At 66.5% G+C, this 14,818-nt stretch carries 2 protein-coding genes and 4 pseudogenes; all 6 read right to left on the reverse strand.

The genetic code is table 11. From position 1 onward, the window contains the following. Nucleotides 1-223: 223 nt before the first annotated feature. The gene (locus CCZ36_RS37030; RefSeq protein ID WP_443069850.1) at nt 224-1,102 is read right to left on the reverse strand and encodes a thioesterase domain-containing protein; all 879 of its coding nucleotides are present in this window, start codon (nt 1,100-1,102) and stop codon (nt 224-226) included. Next, nucleotides 1,079-2,857: pseudogene (locus CCZ36_RS37035) on the reverse strand (phosphopantetheine-binding protein); the annotation flags it as partial. The gene CCZ36_RS37030 and the pseudogene CCZ36_RS37035, both read right to left, overlap by 24 nt. A gap of 123 nt (nt 2,858-2,980) precedes the next feature. After that, a pseudogene (locus tag CCZ36_RS36320) lies at nt 2,981-5,091 on the reverse strand (non-ribosomal peptide synthetase); the annotation flags it as partial. Further along, nucleotides 5,076-5,309 carry a condensation domain-containing protein gene (locus CCZ36_RS37040; protein ID WP_443069851.1) on the reverse strand — a complete coding sequence of 78 codons (234 nt, stop codon included), beginning with the start codon at nt 5,307-5,309 and terminating at the stop codon, nt 5,076-5,078. The gene CCZ36_RS37040 and the pseudogene CCZ36_RS36320, both read right to left, overlap by 16 nt. A gap of 91 nt (nt 5,310-5,400) precedes the next feature. Continuing rightward, nucleotides 5,401-13,101 (reverse strand): annotated as a pseudogene (locus tag CCZ36_RS37045) (condensation domain-containing protein). Nucleotides 13,102-13,237: 136 nt separating this feature from the next. Next, nucleotides 13,238-14,785: pseudogene (locus CCZ36_RS28820) on the reverse strand (non-ribosomal peptide synthetase); the annotation flags it as partial. Between the last annotated feature and the right edge of the window lie 33 nt (nt 14,786-14,818).

The raw sequence follows: 14,818 nt of genomic DNA on the forward strand, positions 1-14,818 counted from the left end.
CAATCAACCGCCAATCGACTGGCTGTGCAGGCTACTTGGCGGTAATGCCGATAGGGCAGTACCGGGAGATACGTAGTCAGGCGCAGGAATGCTCAGCCGCTGGCTGAACCCGATCCGGCCTGCGGCGCGCCCCCGCCCGGTCTCACGGATCGATCCGTGAGACCGGGCGGGGGCTTCGTAATGCCGTGGTCCGGCCCGCGCTGACAGCGCGGCTGTCGTTGTTCTACTCCTTCTCGGTGCGGGTGGGAGTGATCGTCTTCTCGGCGAGCCCCCGGAGTTTGGCCTCGACGAGGGGGCCGACCTCCCGGAACATATGCGGTGTCGTGATGGTCTGGTGAGTGCAGTCCACCTCGTGGTGGGTGACGTCACCCTCCACATACGCGCTCCAGGCGTCCGCCGGAATCACGTATCCGGAACGGTGCCGAGTGGCCGCGAAGATCATCGCGTCCGTCGAGATACGCTTGTGGCGATAGTTGCCCATCAGCGTGATGTTGTTCCTGATGACGCTCATCAGGGCGACGAACCGGTCCTCCTCAAGGCCGCCCAGTACCGTGTTCGTCCCGCGTGCGAGCTCTGCGAACTCCTCGAATGTGGGCGTCCCGTCGGCCAGCTGCTCGGTGTTGACCCCGAGCGCCTCCAGGATCGCGCCGTACATCAGCCGCATCTCGTCCTGGCCCTGGAGCAGGTCCTCGGGGATCGGCTTGGCGGGATCGGAGTCCAGGAAGACCAGGAGAGCGACCCGCTCACCGCGTTCTTCAAGCTGCGCCCCTATCGCATGGGCCAAGATTCCTCCGAACGAGTGCCCCATCAGGTGGTACGGCCCCTCGGGCTGCACCTTGAGCATCTGCTCGATGCAGTCATCGGCCACCTCCTGGACGCTGTTCCTGAGCTCATCAGGATGAGCCAGTCCGTGGGCCTGGAGTCCGTAGACCGGGAAGTCCGCGCCGAGGTGCGGCAGGAGGCCGGCGTACGACCAGCACATGCCCGCTCCCTGGTGCACGACGAACAGCGGAGCGTGCCGCCCTCGCTTTCGAAGCGGCAGCAGAACCTCATAGGCACTGCTGGGCGAGCCGGCGTCAAGGCTCGCGGAGAGCTCGGCCACGGTGGGCGCCTCGAAGAGCGCCTGGAGAGGCGTCTCGGTGCCGAGAGCTGTCCGAATTCGGCTGCCGAGCTGGGCCGCCAGCAGCGAGTGGCCTCCGAGGTCGAAGAAGTTGTCATCGATCCCGACGCCGGGCAGGCCGAGGACTTCGGCGAACAGCGTGCAGAGAAGCTCTTCTTGGGGTGTGCGGGGTGGGCGGCCGCTGCCTGTGGATGTGTAGTCGGGTGCGGGGAGGGCTTTGCGGTCGGTCTTTCCGTTCGGGGTGAGGGGTATGTGGTCGAGGGTGACGATGGCTGACGGGACCATGTAGTCGGGCAGTTGGTCCTGCAGTGTCTGCCGGAGGGTTGTGATGAGTGTTCCGGTGGTGCGGGATCGGGCTGGGGAGTTGGTGAGAGTGGTGCTGTTGTTGGTGGAGGGCTGGTAGGTGCCGGTCACCGTCTGGGTACTGCCTGCGGGTAGCAGGACTGTGTCGAAGGAGGCGGGCTGTTCGGTGTTCCAGGTGGAGACCGCTTCGAGGCCGTGTCCGGTGGCCCACTCGTGGAATGTTTCGGGGTCGATTCCGGCGGCGGAGGTGAGTGCCGACCGTACGGCGTCCAGGTTCTCGCCGGTGTCCAGGGCGTGGACGGCGGCTGTTTCACCGGTCAGGCGTGCGTTCGGAACACCCACCACGCGCAGGCCGTCTTCGGCCAGCTGTTCCCCGAGCTGCTCGAGGGTGGTGACGTCGCTTCCCCAGTGCAGCGCCGGGAGGTTGGCGAGGTTGGTTGGTGTCTGGGGGTTTTTGTGGAGGGTGATGTCGTAGCGGTGGCGGGTGAGTTCGTTGTGTGCTGTTCCGCGTTTGATCCGGATGTCCACGCCGATGCCGTGATGAGTGGCGAGGTTGGTGAAGTAGTCGGGGTGGACCAGGAGTTCTTTTTCCACTACTAGTGCGCGTTCGACTGAGGCGTGGAGTTGGGCGGTGTCGGTTGCTTTGGGTGTTTGGACTGCGGTGTGGAAGGTGCGGAGTTGTCCGAGGTGGCGGATGTCGCCGAGGATGATTCGGCCGTTTTCGGTGAGGAGTTCCAGGGCTTGGTTGAGGACGGAGGTGAGGTAGTGGTGGTCGGGGAAGTACTGGGCGACGGAGTTGATGACGATGGTGTCGAAGTAGCCTGTCGGCAGGTCGGTGAAGTCGTCGGCGCTCTGGCAGCGGACCTGGACGTGTTTCCAGCCCCGGTCCGTGATCTGTCCGGTGAGGCGGGTGACGACGGCCTGGGAAAGATCCGTTCCCCAGTACGATTCGACGTCCTGTGCCAGGGGTGCCATCAGCAGGCCTGAGCCGACACCGATCTCCAGGACTCGCTGGGGGGCGTAGGAGCGGATTCGTTCCACTGTTGCCGAGCGCCATTCCCGCATTTCTTCCAGCGGGATCGCTTCACCGGTGTAGGAGCTGTCCCAGCCGGCGAAGTCCTCACCCAGGGGCGAGTCGGTCTCGCCGTAGAGGGAGTCGTACAACACCTTCCAGTCCTCGACCTGTTCGGTGGGATCGGTTTCGGTGTTGTCGATGGCTTCGGGGACGATGTAGGCGACCAGGCGGGTGTCGCCGGGCTGGTCCTCACGCGGAACCACCACCGCCTGCGAAATCTCCGCGTGCTTAGTGAGGACGGCTTGGATCTCGCCGGGTTCGATGCGGAAGCCGCGGATCTTGACCTGGTCGTCGGTCCGGCTCAGGTATTCGAGTTCGCCGTCGCGGTTCCATCGTACGAGGTCGCCGGTGCGGTACATCCGCTCGCCCGGTTCACCGAACGGGTCGGCCACGAACCGCTCGGATGTCAGGGCGGACCGGTTGAGGTAACCACGGGCCAGACCGCGGCCCGCGATGTACAGCTCGCCGGCGACACCTTGCGGTACCTGCTGCAGATTCTCGTCCAGGACGTGGGTGTAGGCGTTGTGGTTGGGAGCACCAATGGGCGTGTATGGCTCGGTGAGGGGGCGGCTGATAGTGGTGGAGATGGTGGTTTCGGTGGGGCCGTAGAGGTTGGCCATGTTGCGGTTCGGTGCCCACAGCGGAACCAGGTGGGGCGGGCATGCCTCGGCGCCGACGATGAGGGTGGAGAGTTCGGTGAGGGCGCCGGGCGACTCGGACGGGAGTGTGGCCAGGACGGACGGTGGGATGAACGCGTGGGTGATCCGCCGGTCGGCCAGGATTCGGACGAGGTCCGCACCGGCGAGACGGCCCGGCGGGGGCAGGACGAGGGTGCCGCCGTTGCTGATGGCTATCAGCAGTTCCAGTACGGAGGCGTCGAAGCTCGGCGAGGCCAGCTGCACGACCCGGCTCTGCGCCGTGGTGCGGCAGCGCTCGATGAGGGTGGAGGTGAGGGAGGTGAGTCCGGTGTGGGTGACGGTGACGCCTTTGGGTGGCCGGTGGAGCCGGAGGTGTAGATGGTGTAGGCGGTGTTCGCCGTTGTCAGGGGAGTGGCCCGGTCGGTGTCGGTGGGGTTGGTGGTGGGTTGCTTGTCCCAGGTCTTGGTCAGTTCCTCGACTGCGAGTCCGTTGGGCAGTTCCTGGGTTAGTTCTTTGGTGGTGAGGAGGAGGGTGGGGGTGGCGTCGGTGAGGATGTAGGTGATGCGGTCGGTGGGGTAGTCGGGGTCGATGGGCAGGTAGCCGGCGCCTGCTTTGGTGATGCCGAGGATGGTGGCGAGTTGTTCGGCGCTGCGGGGTAGTGCCAGGCCGATGAGTTGTTCGGTGCCGATGCTTCGGCTGATGAGCCAGTGGGCGATTTGGTTGGCTCGGGTGTTGAGTTCGGTGTAGGTCCAGGTGGTGTCGTCGGTTTCGAGGGCGATGGCGTCCGGTGTGGCTCGTACGTGGGCTTCGAAGAGGTCGGGCAGGGTGGTGTTGTCGATCTCGGGGCGGGGTGTGGTCGCCCATGCGCGGAGCTGGATCTCTTCGTCGTGCGTGAGGATGTCCAGGGAGCCGATGGGCTGGGACGGGTCGGTGGTGATCGTCTTCAGCAGTCGGGTCCAGCGTTCGATGAGTGTCTCGATCGTGGTCCGGTCGTACAGATCCGTCGCGAACTCGATGTACCCCGCGATCCCCGTGGGTGAGCCGTCGTGCTCACGGAACTCACCGATGTTGACGAACAGATCGAAACGGGATGTGTCCGTGCTCGCGGGTTCGTGGCTGACCCGCAGCCCGGGGAGCTGAAAGTCGGCCTGCTCGTTGTTCTGCAGGGCCAGCATGACCTGGAAGAGCGGGTGGTGTGACGCGGAACGGCGGGGGTTGAGCTTCTCCACCAGGTACTGGAAGGGGACGTCCTGGTGGGCGTATGCCTCCAGGCTGGTTCGCCGGACCTGGGCGAGGAGGTCGGTGAAGGCGGGGTTGCCCGCCGTGTCAGTGCGCAGGACCAGGGTGTTCACGAAGAACCCGACCAGGTCGTCGAGGCTCTCGTCGGTGCGTCCTGCGATGCCGCTGCCGATGGGGATGTCGGTTCCGGCGCCGAGGCGGGTCATCAGGGCGGCCACGGATGCCTGCAGCACCATGAACACCGTCGCTCCGGCTGACCGAGCCAGGTCGGCGAGGCCCCGGTGCAGGTCGGCGTCGAAATGGAAGTCGCAGACGTCACCAGCGTTGGAGGTTGTGGTGGGGCGGGGCCGGTCGGTAGGGATGGTGACCTGTTCCGGCAGACCGGCCAACTGCTCCGCCCAGTAGGTGTACTGGCGGCTGAAGGGGCTGTCGGGGTCGGTGTCGTCGCCGAGCAGGTCGCGCTGCCAGAGAGTGTAGTCGGCGTACTGCACCGGCAGCTGCGGCCAGTCGGGGGTGGCGTCGGTGAGGCGGGCGGTGTAGGCGGAGATGAGGTCACGGGCCAGCGGGGCCATCGACCAGCCGTCACCCGCGATGTGGTGCAGCACCAGCATCAGCACCGACTCGGTCGGGCTCACGGTGAACAGCTCGGCGCGCAGCGGAACCTGGGCGGACAGATCGAACTCGTGACGCGCGGCCCGGTTCAGCTGATCGTGAATCCGGCCCTCGTCCGTGGGGACGACCTTGAGGCCGACGCGGGCCGGTCGGGTTCGAGGATGTGCTGGCGGGCCCGTCCGTCGACGTCCAGGAAGATCGTGCGCAGTGATTCATGGCGGGCTATGACGTCATTGAGGGCGTCCTGCAGCGCCTGCTGGTCCAGATCACCGGTCACGCGCAGGGCCAGCGGCATGTTGTAGGTGGCGGAAGGGCCCTCCACCTTGTGGATGAACCACAGCCGCTCCTGGGCGAACGACAGCGGGACGGCCTCAGGCCGGGTGACGGGCGTCAGGGCGAGCCGTGTCTGCTCGTCACCTTCTGCCAGGCGTTCGGCCAGCTGGGCCGCGGTCGGGGCCTCGAAGAAGGCCCGCAGAGGGGCTTCGATGCTGAGTGTCTTGCGGATGCGGCTGATCAGGCGGGTGGCCAGCAGCGAATGGCCGCCCAGGTCGAAGAAGCTGTCGTCGGGCCCGACACTCGACAGTCCCAGTACCTCGGCGAACAGCGCGCACAGGATCTCTTCCCGCGGCGTACGGGGGGCACGTCCCGTGGAGGCGGCGGTGTGGTCGGGAGCCGGGAGCGAGGCGCGATCGATCTTCCCGTTCGGGGTGAGCGGGATATCGTCGATGACCACGATGGCCGCGGGGACCATGTAGTCCGGAAGCTGTTGCCGCAGGTCCTGCCGCAGCTGTGGCAACGAGGGCTCACTTCCGCCGCTCGGAACAACGTAGGCGATCAGCCGTACGTCGCCGGGCTGGTCCTCACGAGCGATGACGACGGCTTGGGCGATTCCGGGGAGCCGGGTGAGTGCGGCTTGGATCTCGCTGGGTTCGATGCGGAAGCCGCGGATCTTGACCTGGTCGTCGGTGCGGCCGAGGTATTCGAGTTCGCCGTCCTGGTTCCATCGTACGAGATCTCCGGTGCGGTACATCCGCCCGCCCGGTTCACCGAACGGGTCCGCGACGAACCGCTCGGCACTCATGCCGGGCCGGTGCAGGTAGCCACGCCCCACACCCTTGCCGGCGACATAGAGCTCGCCCGCGATGCCCGGAGGCACAGGCTGCAGGTAATCGTCCAGCACGTGGAGATGGGCGTTGGCGATCGGGTACCCGATGGGGGCTCGTCCGGCCGAGAACGGGCGGCTGATCGTCGCGTAGACGGTGCACTCCGTCGGTCCGTAGGCGTTGACCATCCGACGGCCCTGCGACCAGCGGTCCACCAGCGCCGACGGTGTGGGCTCACCGACCATGCCGAGGACACCCAGGTCGGCCAGTTCGGTTTCGCTTCCCTCGGGCAGGCTCGCGAGCCGAGACGCTGTGATGAAGGCGTGCGTGATGTGCCGGTCGGCGATGACCCTGGCCAGTTCGAGGCCGGCGAGCGGTCCGCCGGACGGCGGCAGTACGAGGGTCGCGCCTGCGGCGAAGGCCATGAAGATCTCGACCACAGCGGGATCGAAGCTGGGGGAGGCCAACTGCAGCACGCGGTTTCCCGGACCGGCCTCGCACCGCTCGACTGCGGTGGCTATGAGACCGGCCAGCCCGGAGTGGGCGACGACACTGCCCTTCGGCCGACCGGTGGAACCCGAGGTGTAGAAGGTGTAGGCGGTGTTCGCCGGAGTAAGCGGCGCGACCCGGTCCACTTCGGTCGGATCGGTGGTGGGCTGGTCGTCCCAACGCTTCGCCTGGGACTCGATCGTGAGCGCCTCACCGTCGCCACCGACAGCGGACAAGAGGTTCTCGCTCAACCGGTCGGTGGTGAGGAGGAGGGTGGGGGTGGCGTCGGTGAGGATGTAGGTGATGCGGTCGGTGGGGTAGTCGGGGTCGATGGGCAGGTAGCCGGCGCCTGCTTTGGTGATGCCGAGGATGGTGGCGAGTTGTTCGGCGCTGCGGGGTAGTGCCAGGCCGATGAGTTGTTCGGTGCCGATGCTTCGGCTGATGAGCCAGTGGGCGATTTGGTTGGCTCGGGTGTTGAGTTCGGTGTAGGTCCAGGTGGTGTCTCCGGCTTCTACGGCGATGGCGTCCGGTGTGGCTCGTACGTGGGCTTCGAAGAGGTCGGGCAGGGTGGTGTCGTTGATCTCGGGGCGGGGCGTGGTCGCCCATGCGCGGAGTTGGTTGTGTTCGGTGGGGGTGAGGATGTCGGGCGAGCTGATGGGCTGGTTGGGGTCGGTGGCGATGGCCTGGAGCAGTCGGGTCCAGCGTGTGGTGAGTGCTTCGATCGTCGAGCGGTCGTAGAGGTCGGTGGCGAACTCGACGGTGCCGGTCATGCCGGCCGGTGTGCCGTTGTCGTCCCGGTGCTCGCCCATGTTGATGAACACGTCGAACCTGGACGTGCCCAAGCCCACCCCGACCGGCTCCGCCTGGAGGTCGGGCAGTTCGAAGTTCGGCTGTTTGGTGTTGAGGAGGGCCAGCATGACCTGGAAGAGGGGGTGGTGTGTGGTGCTGCGGTGGGGGTTGAGTTTTTCCACCAGGTGTTCGAAGGGGATGTCTTGGTGGGTGTAGGCGGCCAGGCTGGTTTGGCGGACTTGGGTGAGGAGGTCGGTGAAGGTGGGGTTGTTGGCTGTGTTGGTGCGGAGGACGAGGGTGTTGACGAAGAATCCGATGAGTTGGTCGAGGTTTTCGTCGGTGCGTCCGGCGATGGGTGCTCCGAGGGGGATGTCGGTTCCGGCGCCGAGGCGGGTCATGAGGGCGGCGAAGGAGGCCTGGAGGACCATGTACATGGTGGTGCCGGTGGAGCGGGCGAGTTCGGAGAGGGTTTGGTGGAGGTCGGGGTCGATGTGGAAGGTGGTGGAGTCGCCGGCGTAGCTGGCGATGGCGGGGCGGGGTCGGTCGGTGGGGATGGTGACCTGTTCAGGCAGACCGGCCAGTTGTTCGGCCCAGTAGTTTTGTTGGGCGGTGAAGGGGCTGTCGGGGTCGGTGTCGTCGCCGAGCAGGTCGCGCTGCCAGAGGGTGTAGTCGGCGTACTGCACCGGCAGCTGCGGCCACTGAGGTGCCGCACCCTCCAACCGGGCGGTGTAAGCGGCGACCAGATCGCGGGCCAGGGGTGCCAGCGACCAGCCGTCACCGGCGATGTGGTGTATGACGAGCAGGAGTACGGACTCGGTCGGGCTGACGGTGAACAGCTCGGCGTGCAGCGGTATGTCAAGCGAGAGGTCGAACTCGTGGCGGGCGGCCTGATGCAGCCTCTGCATGACGTCGGCCTGGTCGACCTGCTGAACGTACAGCTCGATATGGGCGTGTTCGGGGTTGAGGACGCGCTGGAGGGGCTGCCCGTCAGCCTCCCGAAGACTGTGCGGAGTGCTTCGTGGCGTGTGATGACGTCGTTGACGGCCTCCCTCAGCGCCTGCTGATTCAGCTGGCCGGTCAGACGGAGCACCAACGGAATGTTGTAGGTGGCCGACGGCCCCTCCATCTGGTCCAGGAACCAGAGTTGCTGCTGGGCGAAGGAGAGGGGCAGTGCCTCGGGGCGGGGCTGCGCAACGAGGGCGGGGCGTGTTACGCCCTGGGTGAGGCGTGGTGCGAGTTGGGCGACGGTGGGTGCTTCGAAGAGTGTTTGTAGGGGTGTTTCGGTGCCGAGGGTGGTGCGGATTCGGCTGCTGAGTTGGGTTGCGAGGAGGGAGTGTCCGCCGAGTGCGAAGAAGTTGTCGTCGACAGTGACGCTGGGTACGCCGAGGACTTCGGCGAAGAGGGTGGAGAGGATTTCTTCTTGGGGTGTGCGGGGTGGGCGGCCGCTGCCTGTGGATGTGTAGTCGGGTGCGGGGAGGGCTTTGCGGTCGGTCTTTCCGTTCGGGGTGAGGGGTATGTGGTCGAGGGTGACGATGGCTGACGGGACCATGTAGTCGGGCAGTTGGTCCTGCAGTGTCTGCCGGAGGGTTGTGATGAGTGTTCCGGTGGTGCGGGATCGGGCTGGGGAGTTGGTGAGAGTGGTGCTGTTGTTGGTGGAGGGCTGGTAGGTGCCGGTCACCGTCTGGGTACTGCCTGCGGGTAGCAGGACTGTGTCGAAGGAGGCGGGCTGTTCGGTGTTCCAGGTGGAGACCGCTTCGAGGCCGTGTCCGGTGGCCCACTCGTGGAATGTTTCGGGGTCGATTCCGGCGGCGGAGGTGAGTGCCGACCGTACGGCGTCCAGGTTCTCGCCGGTGTCCAGGGCGTGGACGGCGGCTGTTTCACCGGTCAGGCGTGCGTTCGGAACACCCACCACGCGCAGGCCGTCTTCGGCCAGCTGTTCCCCGAGCTGCTCGAGGGTGGTGACGTCGCTTCCCCAGTGCAGCGCCGGGAGGTTGGCGAGGTTGGTTGGTGTCTGGGGGTTTTTGTGGAGGGTGATGTCGTAGCGGTGGCGGGTGAGTTCGTTGTGTGCTGTTCCGCGTTTGATCCGGATGTCCACGCCGATGCCGTGATGAGTGGCGAGGTTGGTGAAGTAGTCGGGGTGGACCAGGAGTTCTTTTTCCACTACTAGTGCGCGTTCGACTGAGGCGTGGAGTTGGGCGGTGTCGGTTGCTTTGGGTGTTTGGACTGCGGTGTGGAAGGTGCGGAGTTGTCCGAGGTGGCGGATGTCGCCGAGGATGATTCGGCCGTTTTCGGTGAGGAGTTCCAGGGCTTGGTTGAGGACGGAGGTGAGGTAGTGGTGGTCGGGGAAGTACTGGGCGACGGAGTTGATGACGATGGTGTCGAAGTAGCCTGTCGGCAGGTCGGTGAAGTCGTCGGCGCTCTGGCAGCGGACCTGGACGTGTTTCCAGCCCCGGTCCGTGATCTGTCCGGTGAGGCGGGTGACGACGGCCTGGGAAAGATCCGTTCCCCAGTACGATTCGACGTCCTGTGCCAGGGGTGCCATCAGCAGGCCTGAGCCGACACCGATCTCCAGGACTCGCTGGGGGGCGTAGGAGCGGATTCGTTCCACTGTTGCCGAGCGCCATTCCCGCATTTCTTCCAGCGGGATCGCTTCACCGGTGTAGGAGCTGTCCCAGCCGGCGAAGTCCTCACCCAGGGGCGAGTCGGTCTGGCCGTAGATCGAGTCGTACAACTCCCGCCAGTCCTCGACCTGTTCGGCACCACCGTCGGTCTCGGGGACGATGTAGGCGACCAGGCGGGTGTCGCCGGGCTGGTCCTCACGCGGAACCACCACCGCCTGCGAAATCTCCGCGTGCTTAGTGAGGACGGCTTGGATCTCGCCGGGTTCGATGCGGAAGCCGCGGATCTTGACCTGGTCGTCGGTCCGGCTCAGGTATTCGAGTTCGCCGTCGCGGTTCCATCGTACGAGGTCGCCGGTGCGGTACATCCGGTCTCCGGCCCCGCTGAACGGGTCGGCCACGAACCGCTCGGATGTCAGGCCGGACCGGTTGAGGTAACCGCGGGCCAGACTACGGCCCGCGATGTACAGCTCGCCGGCGACACCTTGCGGTACCTGCTGCAGATTCTCGTCCAGGACGTACACACGGGTGTTGACCACCGGCCGGCCGATCGGGGCTTTCGGCCCGGACAGCGGACCGCCGGTCGAAGCATAGATGGTGGTTTCGGTCGGCCCGTAGGCGTTGATCATCCGGCGGCCTTGCGACCACCGCTCGGCCAGATCGGGCGGGCAGGCCTCGCCGGCCACGACGACGGTGCCGAGGTCGGACAGGGTGGCTTCGGCGCCGGAGGGCAGGCTTGCCAGAGCCGACGGCGGAAGGAAAGCGTGGCTGACCCGCTGAGTGGAGAGCACCCTGGCAAGGTCCTCACCAGCCAGTCGGGGAACCTGCGGCACGACCAGGGTGACTCCGGCGGTGAACCCGAGCAGCAGCTCAATGACGGAGACGTCGAAGCTGGCAGAGGTGAATTGGAGTACGCGGCTGTCCGGGCTGAGGGCGCACCGTTCGACCAGAGTGGTGATGAGGGAGGTGAGTCCGGTGTGGGTGACGGTGACGCCTTTGGGGTGGCCGGTGGAGCCGGAGGTGTAGATGGTGTAGGCGGTGTTCGCCGTTGTCAGGGGAGTGGCCCGGTCGGTGTCGGTGGGGTTGGTGGTGGGTTGCTTGTCCCAGGTCTTGGTCAGTTCCTCGACTGCGAGTCCGTTGGGCAGTTCCTGGGTTAGTTCTTTGGTGGTGAGGAGGAGGGTGGGGGTGGCGTCGGTGAGGATGTAGGTGATGCGGTCGGTGGGGTAGTCGGGGTCGATGGGCAGGTAGCCGGCGCCTGCTTTGGTGATGCCGAGGATGGTGGCGAGTTGTTCGGCGCTGCGGGGTAGTGCCAGGCCGATGAGTTGTTCGGTGCCGATGCTTCGGCTGATGAGCCAGTGGGCGATTTGGTTGGCTCGGGCGTTGAGTTCGCTGTAGGTCCAGGTGGTGTCTCCGGCTTCTACGGCGATGGCGTCCGGTGTGGCTCGTACGTGGGCTTCGAAGAGCTCGGGCAGGGTGGTGTTGTCGATCTCGGGGCGGGGTGTGGTCGCCCATGCGCGGAGCTGGATCTCTTCGTCGTGCGTGAGGATGTCCAGGGAGCCGATGGGCTGGGACGGGTCGGTGGTGATCGTCTTCAGCAGTCGGGTCCAGCGTTCGATGAGTGTCTCGATCGTGGTCCGGTCGTACAGATCCGTCGCGAACTCGATGGCTCCACTGATGCCCGCGTGCTCGTGTTCACCGCCGTACTCCTCGGTGAGGGTGATCATCAGGTCGAAGCGCGATGTGCTGGTGTGCGCACTCTCCGAGCGCACTTGCAGTCCCGGCAGGTCGAAGGCAGCCTGCTCGTTGTTCTGCACGGCGAGCGCCACCTGGAAGAGCGGGTGGTGCGCGGCGGAACGCTGCGGGTTGAGCTTCTCCACCAGGTACTGGAACGGAGTGTCCTGGTGGGAGTGAGCTTCCAGGCTGGTTCGCCGGACCTGGGCGAGGAGGTCGGTGAAGGCGGGGTTGCCCGCCGTGTCGGTGCGCAGGACCAGGGTGTTCACGAAGAACCCGACCAGGTCGTCGAGGCTTTCGTCGGTGCGTCCGGCGATGGGGGAGCCGATGGGGATGTCGGTTCCGGCGCCGAGGCGGGTCATCAGGGCGGCCATGGATGCCTGCAGCACCATGAACACCGTCGCTCCGGCCGACCGGGCCAGCTGAGCGAGATCCGGTGCAAGTCGGCGTCGAAGTGGAAGTCGCAGACGTCGCCCGCGTTGGAGGTTGTGGTGGGGCGGGGCCGGTCGGTGGGGATGGTGACTTGTTCCGGCAGACCGGCCAACTGCTCGGCCCAGTAGGTGTACTGGCGGCTGAAGGGGCTGTCGGGGTCGGTGTCGTCGCCGAGCAGGTCGCGCTGCCAGAGGGTGTAGTCGGCGTACTGGACGGGGAGGTGTGGCCAGTCGGGGGTGGTGTCGGTGAGGCGGGCGGTGTAGGCGGAGATGAGGTCGCGGGCCAGCGGGGCCAGGGACCAGCCGTCACCCGCGATGTGGTGCAGCACCAGCATCAGCACCGACTCGGTCGGGCTGACGGTGAACAGCTCGGCGCGCAGCGGAACCTGGGCGGACAGATCGAACTCGTGACGCGCGGCCCGGTTCAGCTGCTCATGGATTCGGCCCTCGTCCGTGGGCACAGCCTCCAGCGTGATCTGGGCCTGGTCGGGGTCGAGGATGTGCTGGCCGGGCTGCCCGTCGGTCCTCCGGAAGACGGTGCGCAGTGCCTCGTGCCGGTTGATCACGTCGTTGAGGGCGTCTTGGAGTGTCTGTCGGTACAGGTCACCGGTCAGGCGTAGGGCGAAGGCCATGTTGTAGGTGGCGGAGGGACCTTCGAGCTGGTTGAGGAACCACAGGCGCTCCTGGGCGTACGACAGTGGCAGTGCCTGCGGCCTGGCGACCGGCTCGGGCGCGGGTCGGAGTTCGCCGGCGTGGTCGGCGAGGCGGCGGGCGAGTTGGGTGACGGTGGGGGCTTCGAAGATGGCGCGGAGGGGGATCTCTACGCCGAGCGCTGTGCGGATGCGGCTGATGAGGCGGGTGGCGAGGAGTGAATGGCCGCCGAGGTCGAAGAAGTTGTCGTCGGCTGCGATGTTCGGCAGGCCGAGGATTTCGGCGAAGGCCGTGGCGAGGATCTGTTCCTGTGGGGTGCGGGCGGGCGTCCGAGGCCTGCGGAGGTGTGGACGGGGGGGGCAGGGCGTTGCGGTCGATTTTTCCGTTGCGTGTCAGTGGGATGCTGTCCAGAGCCACGATGGCTGCGGGGACCATGTAGTCGGGGAGCTGCTGCCGCAGATGGTCGCGTACCTCTGCGGTCGACACGCTGTGGTCTGTTTCGGGCACGACGTAGGCCACCAGGCGGGTGTCGCCGGGCTGGTCCTCACGAGCGATGACGACGGCTTGGGCGATTCCGGGGAGCCGGGTGAGTGCGGCTTGGATCTCGCCGGGTTCGATGCGGAAGCCGCGGATCTTGACCTGGTCGTCGGTGCGGCCGAGGTATTCGAGTTCGCCGTCCTGGTTCCATCGGACCAGGTCGCCGGTGCGGTACATCCGCCCGCCCGGTTCACCGAACGGGTCGGCCACGAACCGCTCGGACGTCAGACCGGACCGGTTGAGGTAGCCACGGGCCAGACCACGGCCCGCGACGTACAGCTCACCGCCCACCCCGACAGGCGTCTGCTGAAGACGTTCGTCCAGGACATAGGTCCGGACGTTGTGGTTCGGATACCCGATCGGGGTCGGCAGCTGGGCGAGTGGGCGACTTATGGTGGTGAGAACGGTGGTTTCCGTCGGGCCGTAGACGTTGTACAGCGCCCGCCCCGGAGCCCAGAGGTCGACCAGATGCGGCGGGAACGGCTCGGCACCGACGAGGAGATGCACGAGATCGGGCAGATTCTGTGCGATCGCGGGCGGGACGGTGTCGAGGATGGACGGCGGAATAAAGGCGTGGGTGATCCGCTGCTCGGCAAGGATGCGCCCGAGCTCTTCGCCGGCGAGACGGCCGGGAGGAGGGAGGACGAGGGTTCCGCCGTTGCTGACGGCCAGGAGGAATTCCAGCATCGAGGCGTCGAAGCTGGGCGAGGCCAGCTGCAGGGTACGGCTGTCGGGGCCGGTGGCGGAACGGTCGCCCAAGGTGGCAGCGAGGCTGGCCAGACCGGTGTGGGTGACGGTAGTGCCCTTGGGACGGCCGGTGGAGCCGGAGGTGTAGATCGTGTAGGCGAGATGCCGGGGAGTGAGCGGGGCGACCCGGTCCGCGTCGGTCGGGTTGCTGCTCGGCTGCTGGTCCGCGTCGGCCGAGTAGGCGCTGAGGGGGATGATCTCGGTCTCGCCGCCGACAAGGTCCCGCGCCAATCGGTCCGTGCTGAGCAGGAGCGCGGGAGCGGCGTCGGTGAGCATGTAGGCGATGCGGTCGGCCGGATGGTCCGGATCGACCGGCAGATACCCGGCACCCGCCTTCACCACGCCGAGGATCGCTGCGAACAGTTCGGCACCGCGCGGCAGCGCCAGGGCGACGAGCTGTTCGGCACCGATACCCCGGCTGATCAGCCAGTGCGCGATCTGGTTGGCACGGGCGTTCAGCTCGGCGTAGCTCCAGGTGGCATCACCGGTGTCGAGAACGGTTGTGTACGGGCCAGCCTTGGCCCGGGCTTCGAAGAGCTCGGGCAGGGTGGTGTCGTTGATCTCGGGGCGGGGTGTGGTCGCCCATGCGCGGAGTTGGTTGTGTTCGGTGGGGGTGAGGATGTCGGGCGAGCTGATGGGCTGGGAGGGGTCGGTGGCGATGGCTTGGAGCAGTCGGGTCCAGCGTGTGGTGATTGCCTCCATCGTCGACCGGTCGTACAGATCGGTCGAGAACTC

The sequence above is a fragment of the Streptomyces sp. S063 genome (assembly GCF_002832675.1).
In the GTDB taxonomy this organism is placed as follows: domain Bacteria; phylum Actinomycetota; class Actinomycetes; order Streptomycetales; family Streptomycetaceae; genus Streptomyces; species Streptomyces sindenensis.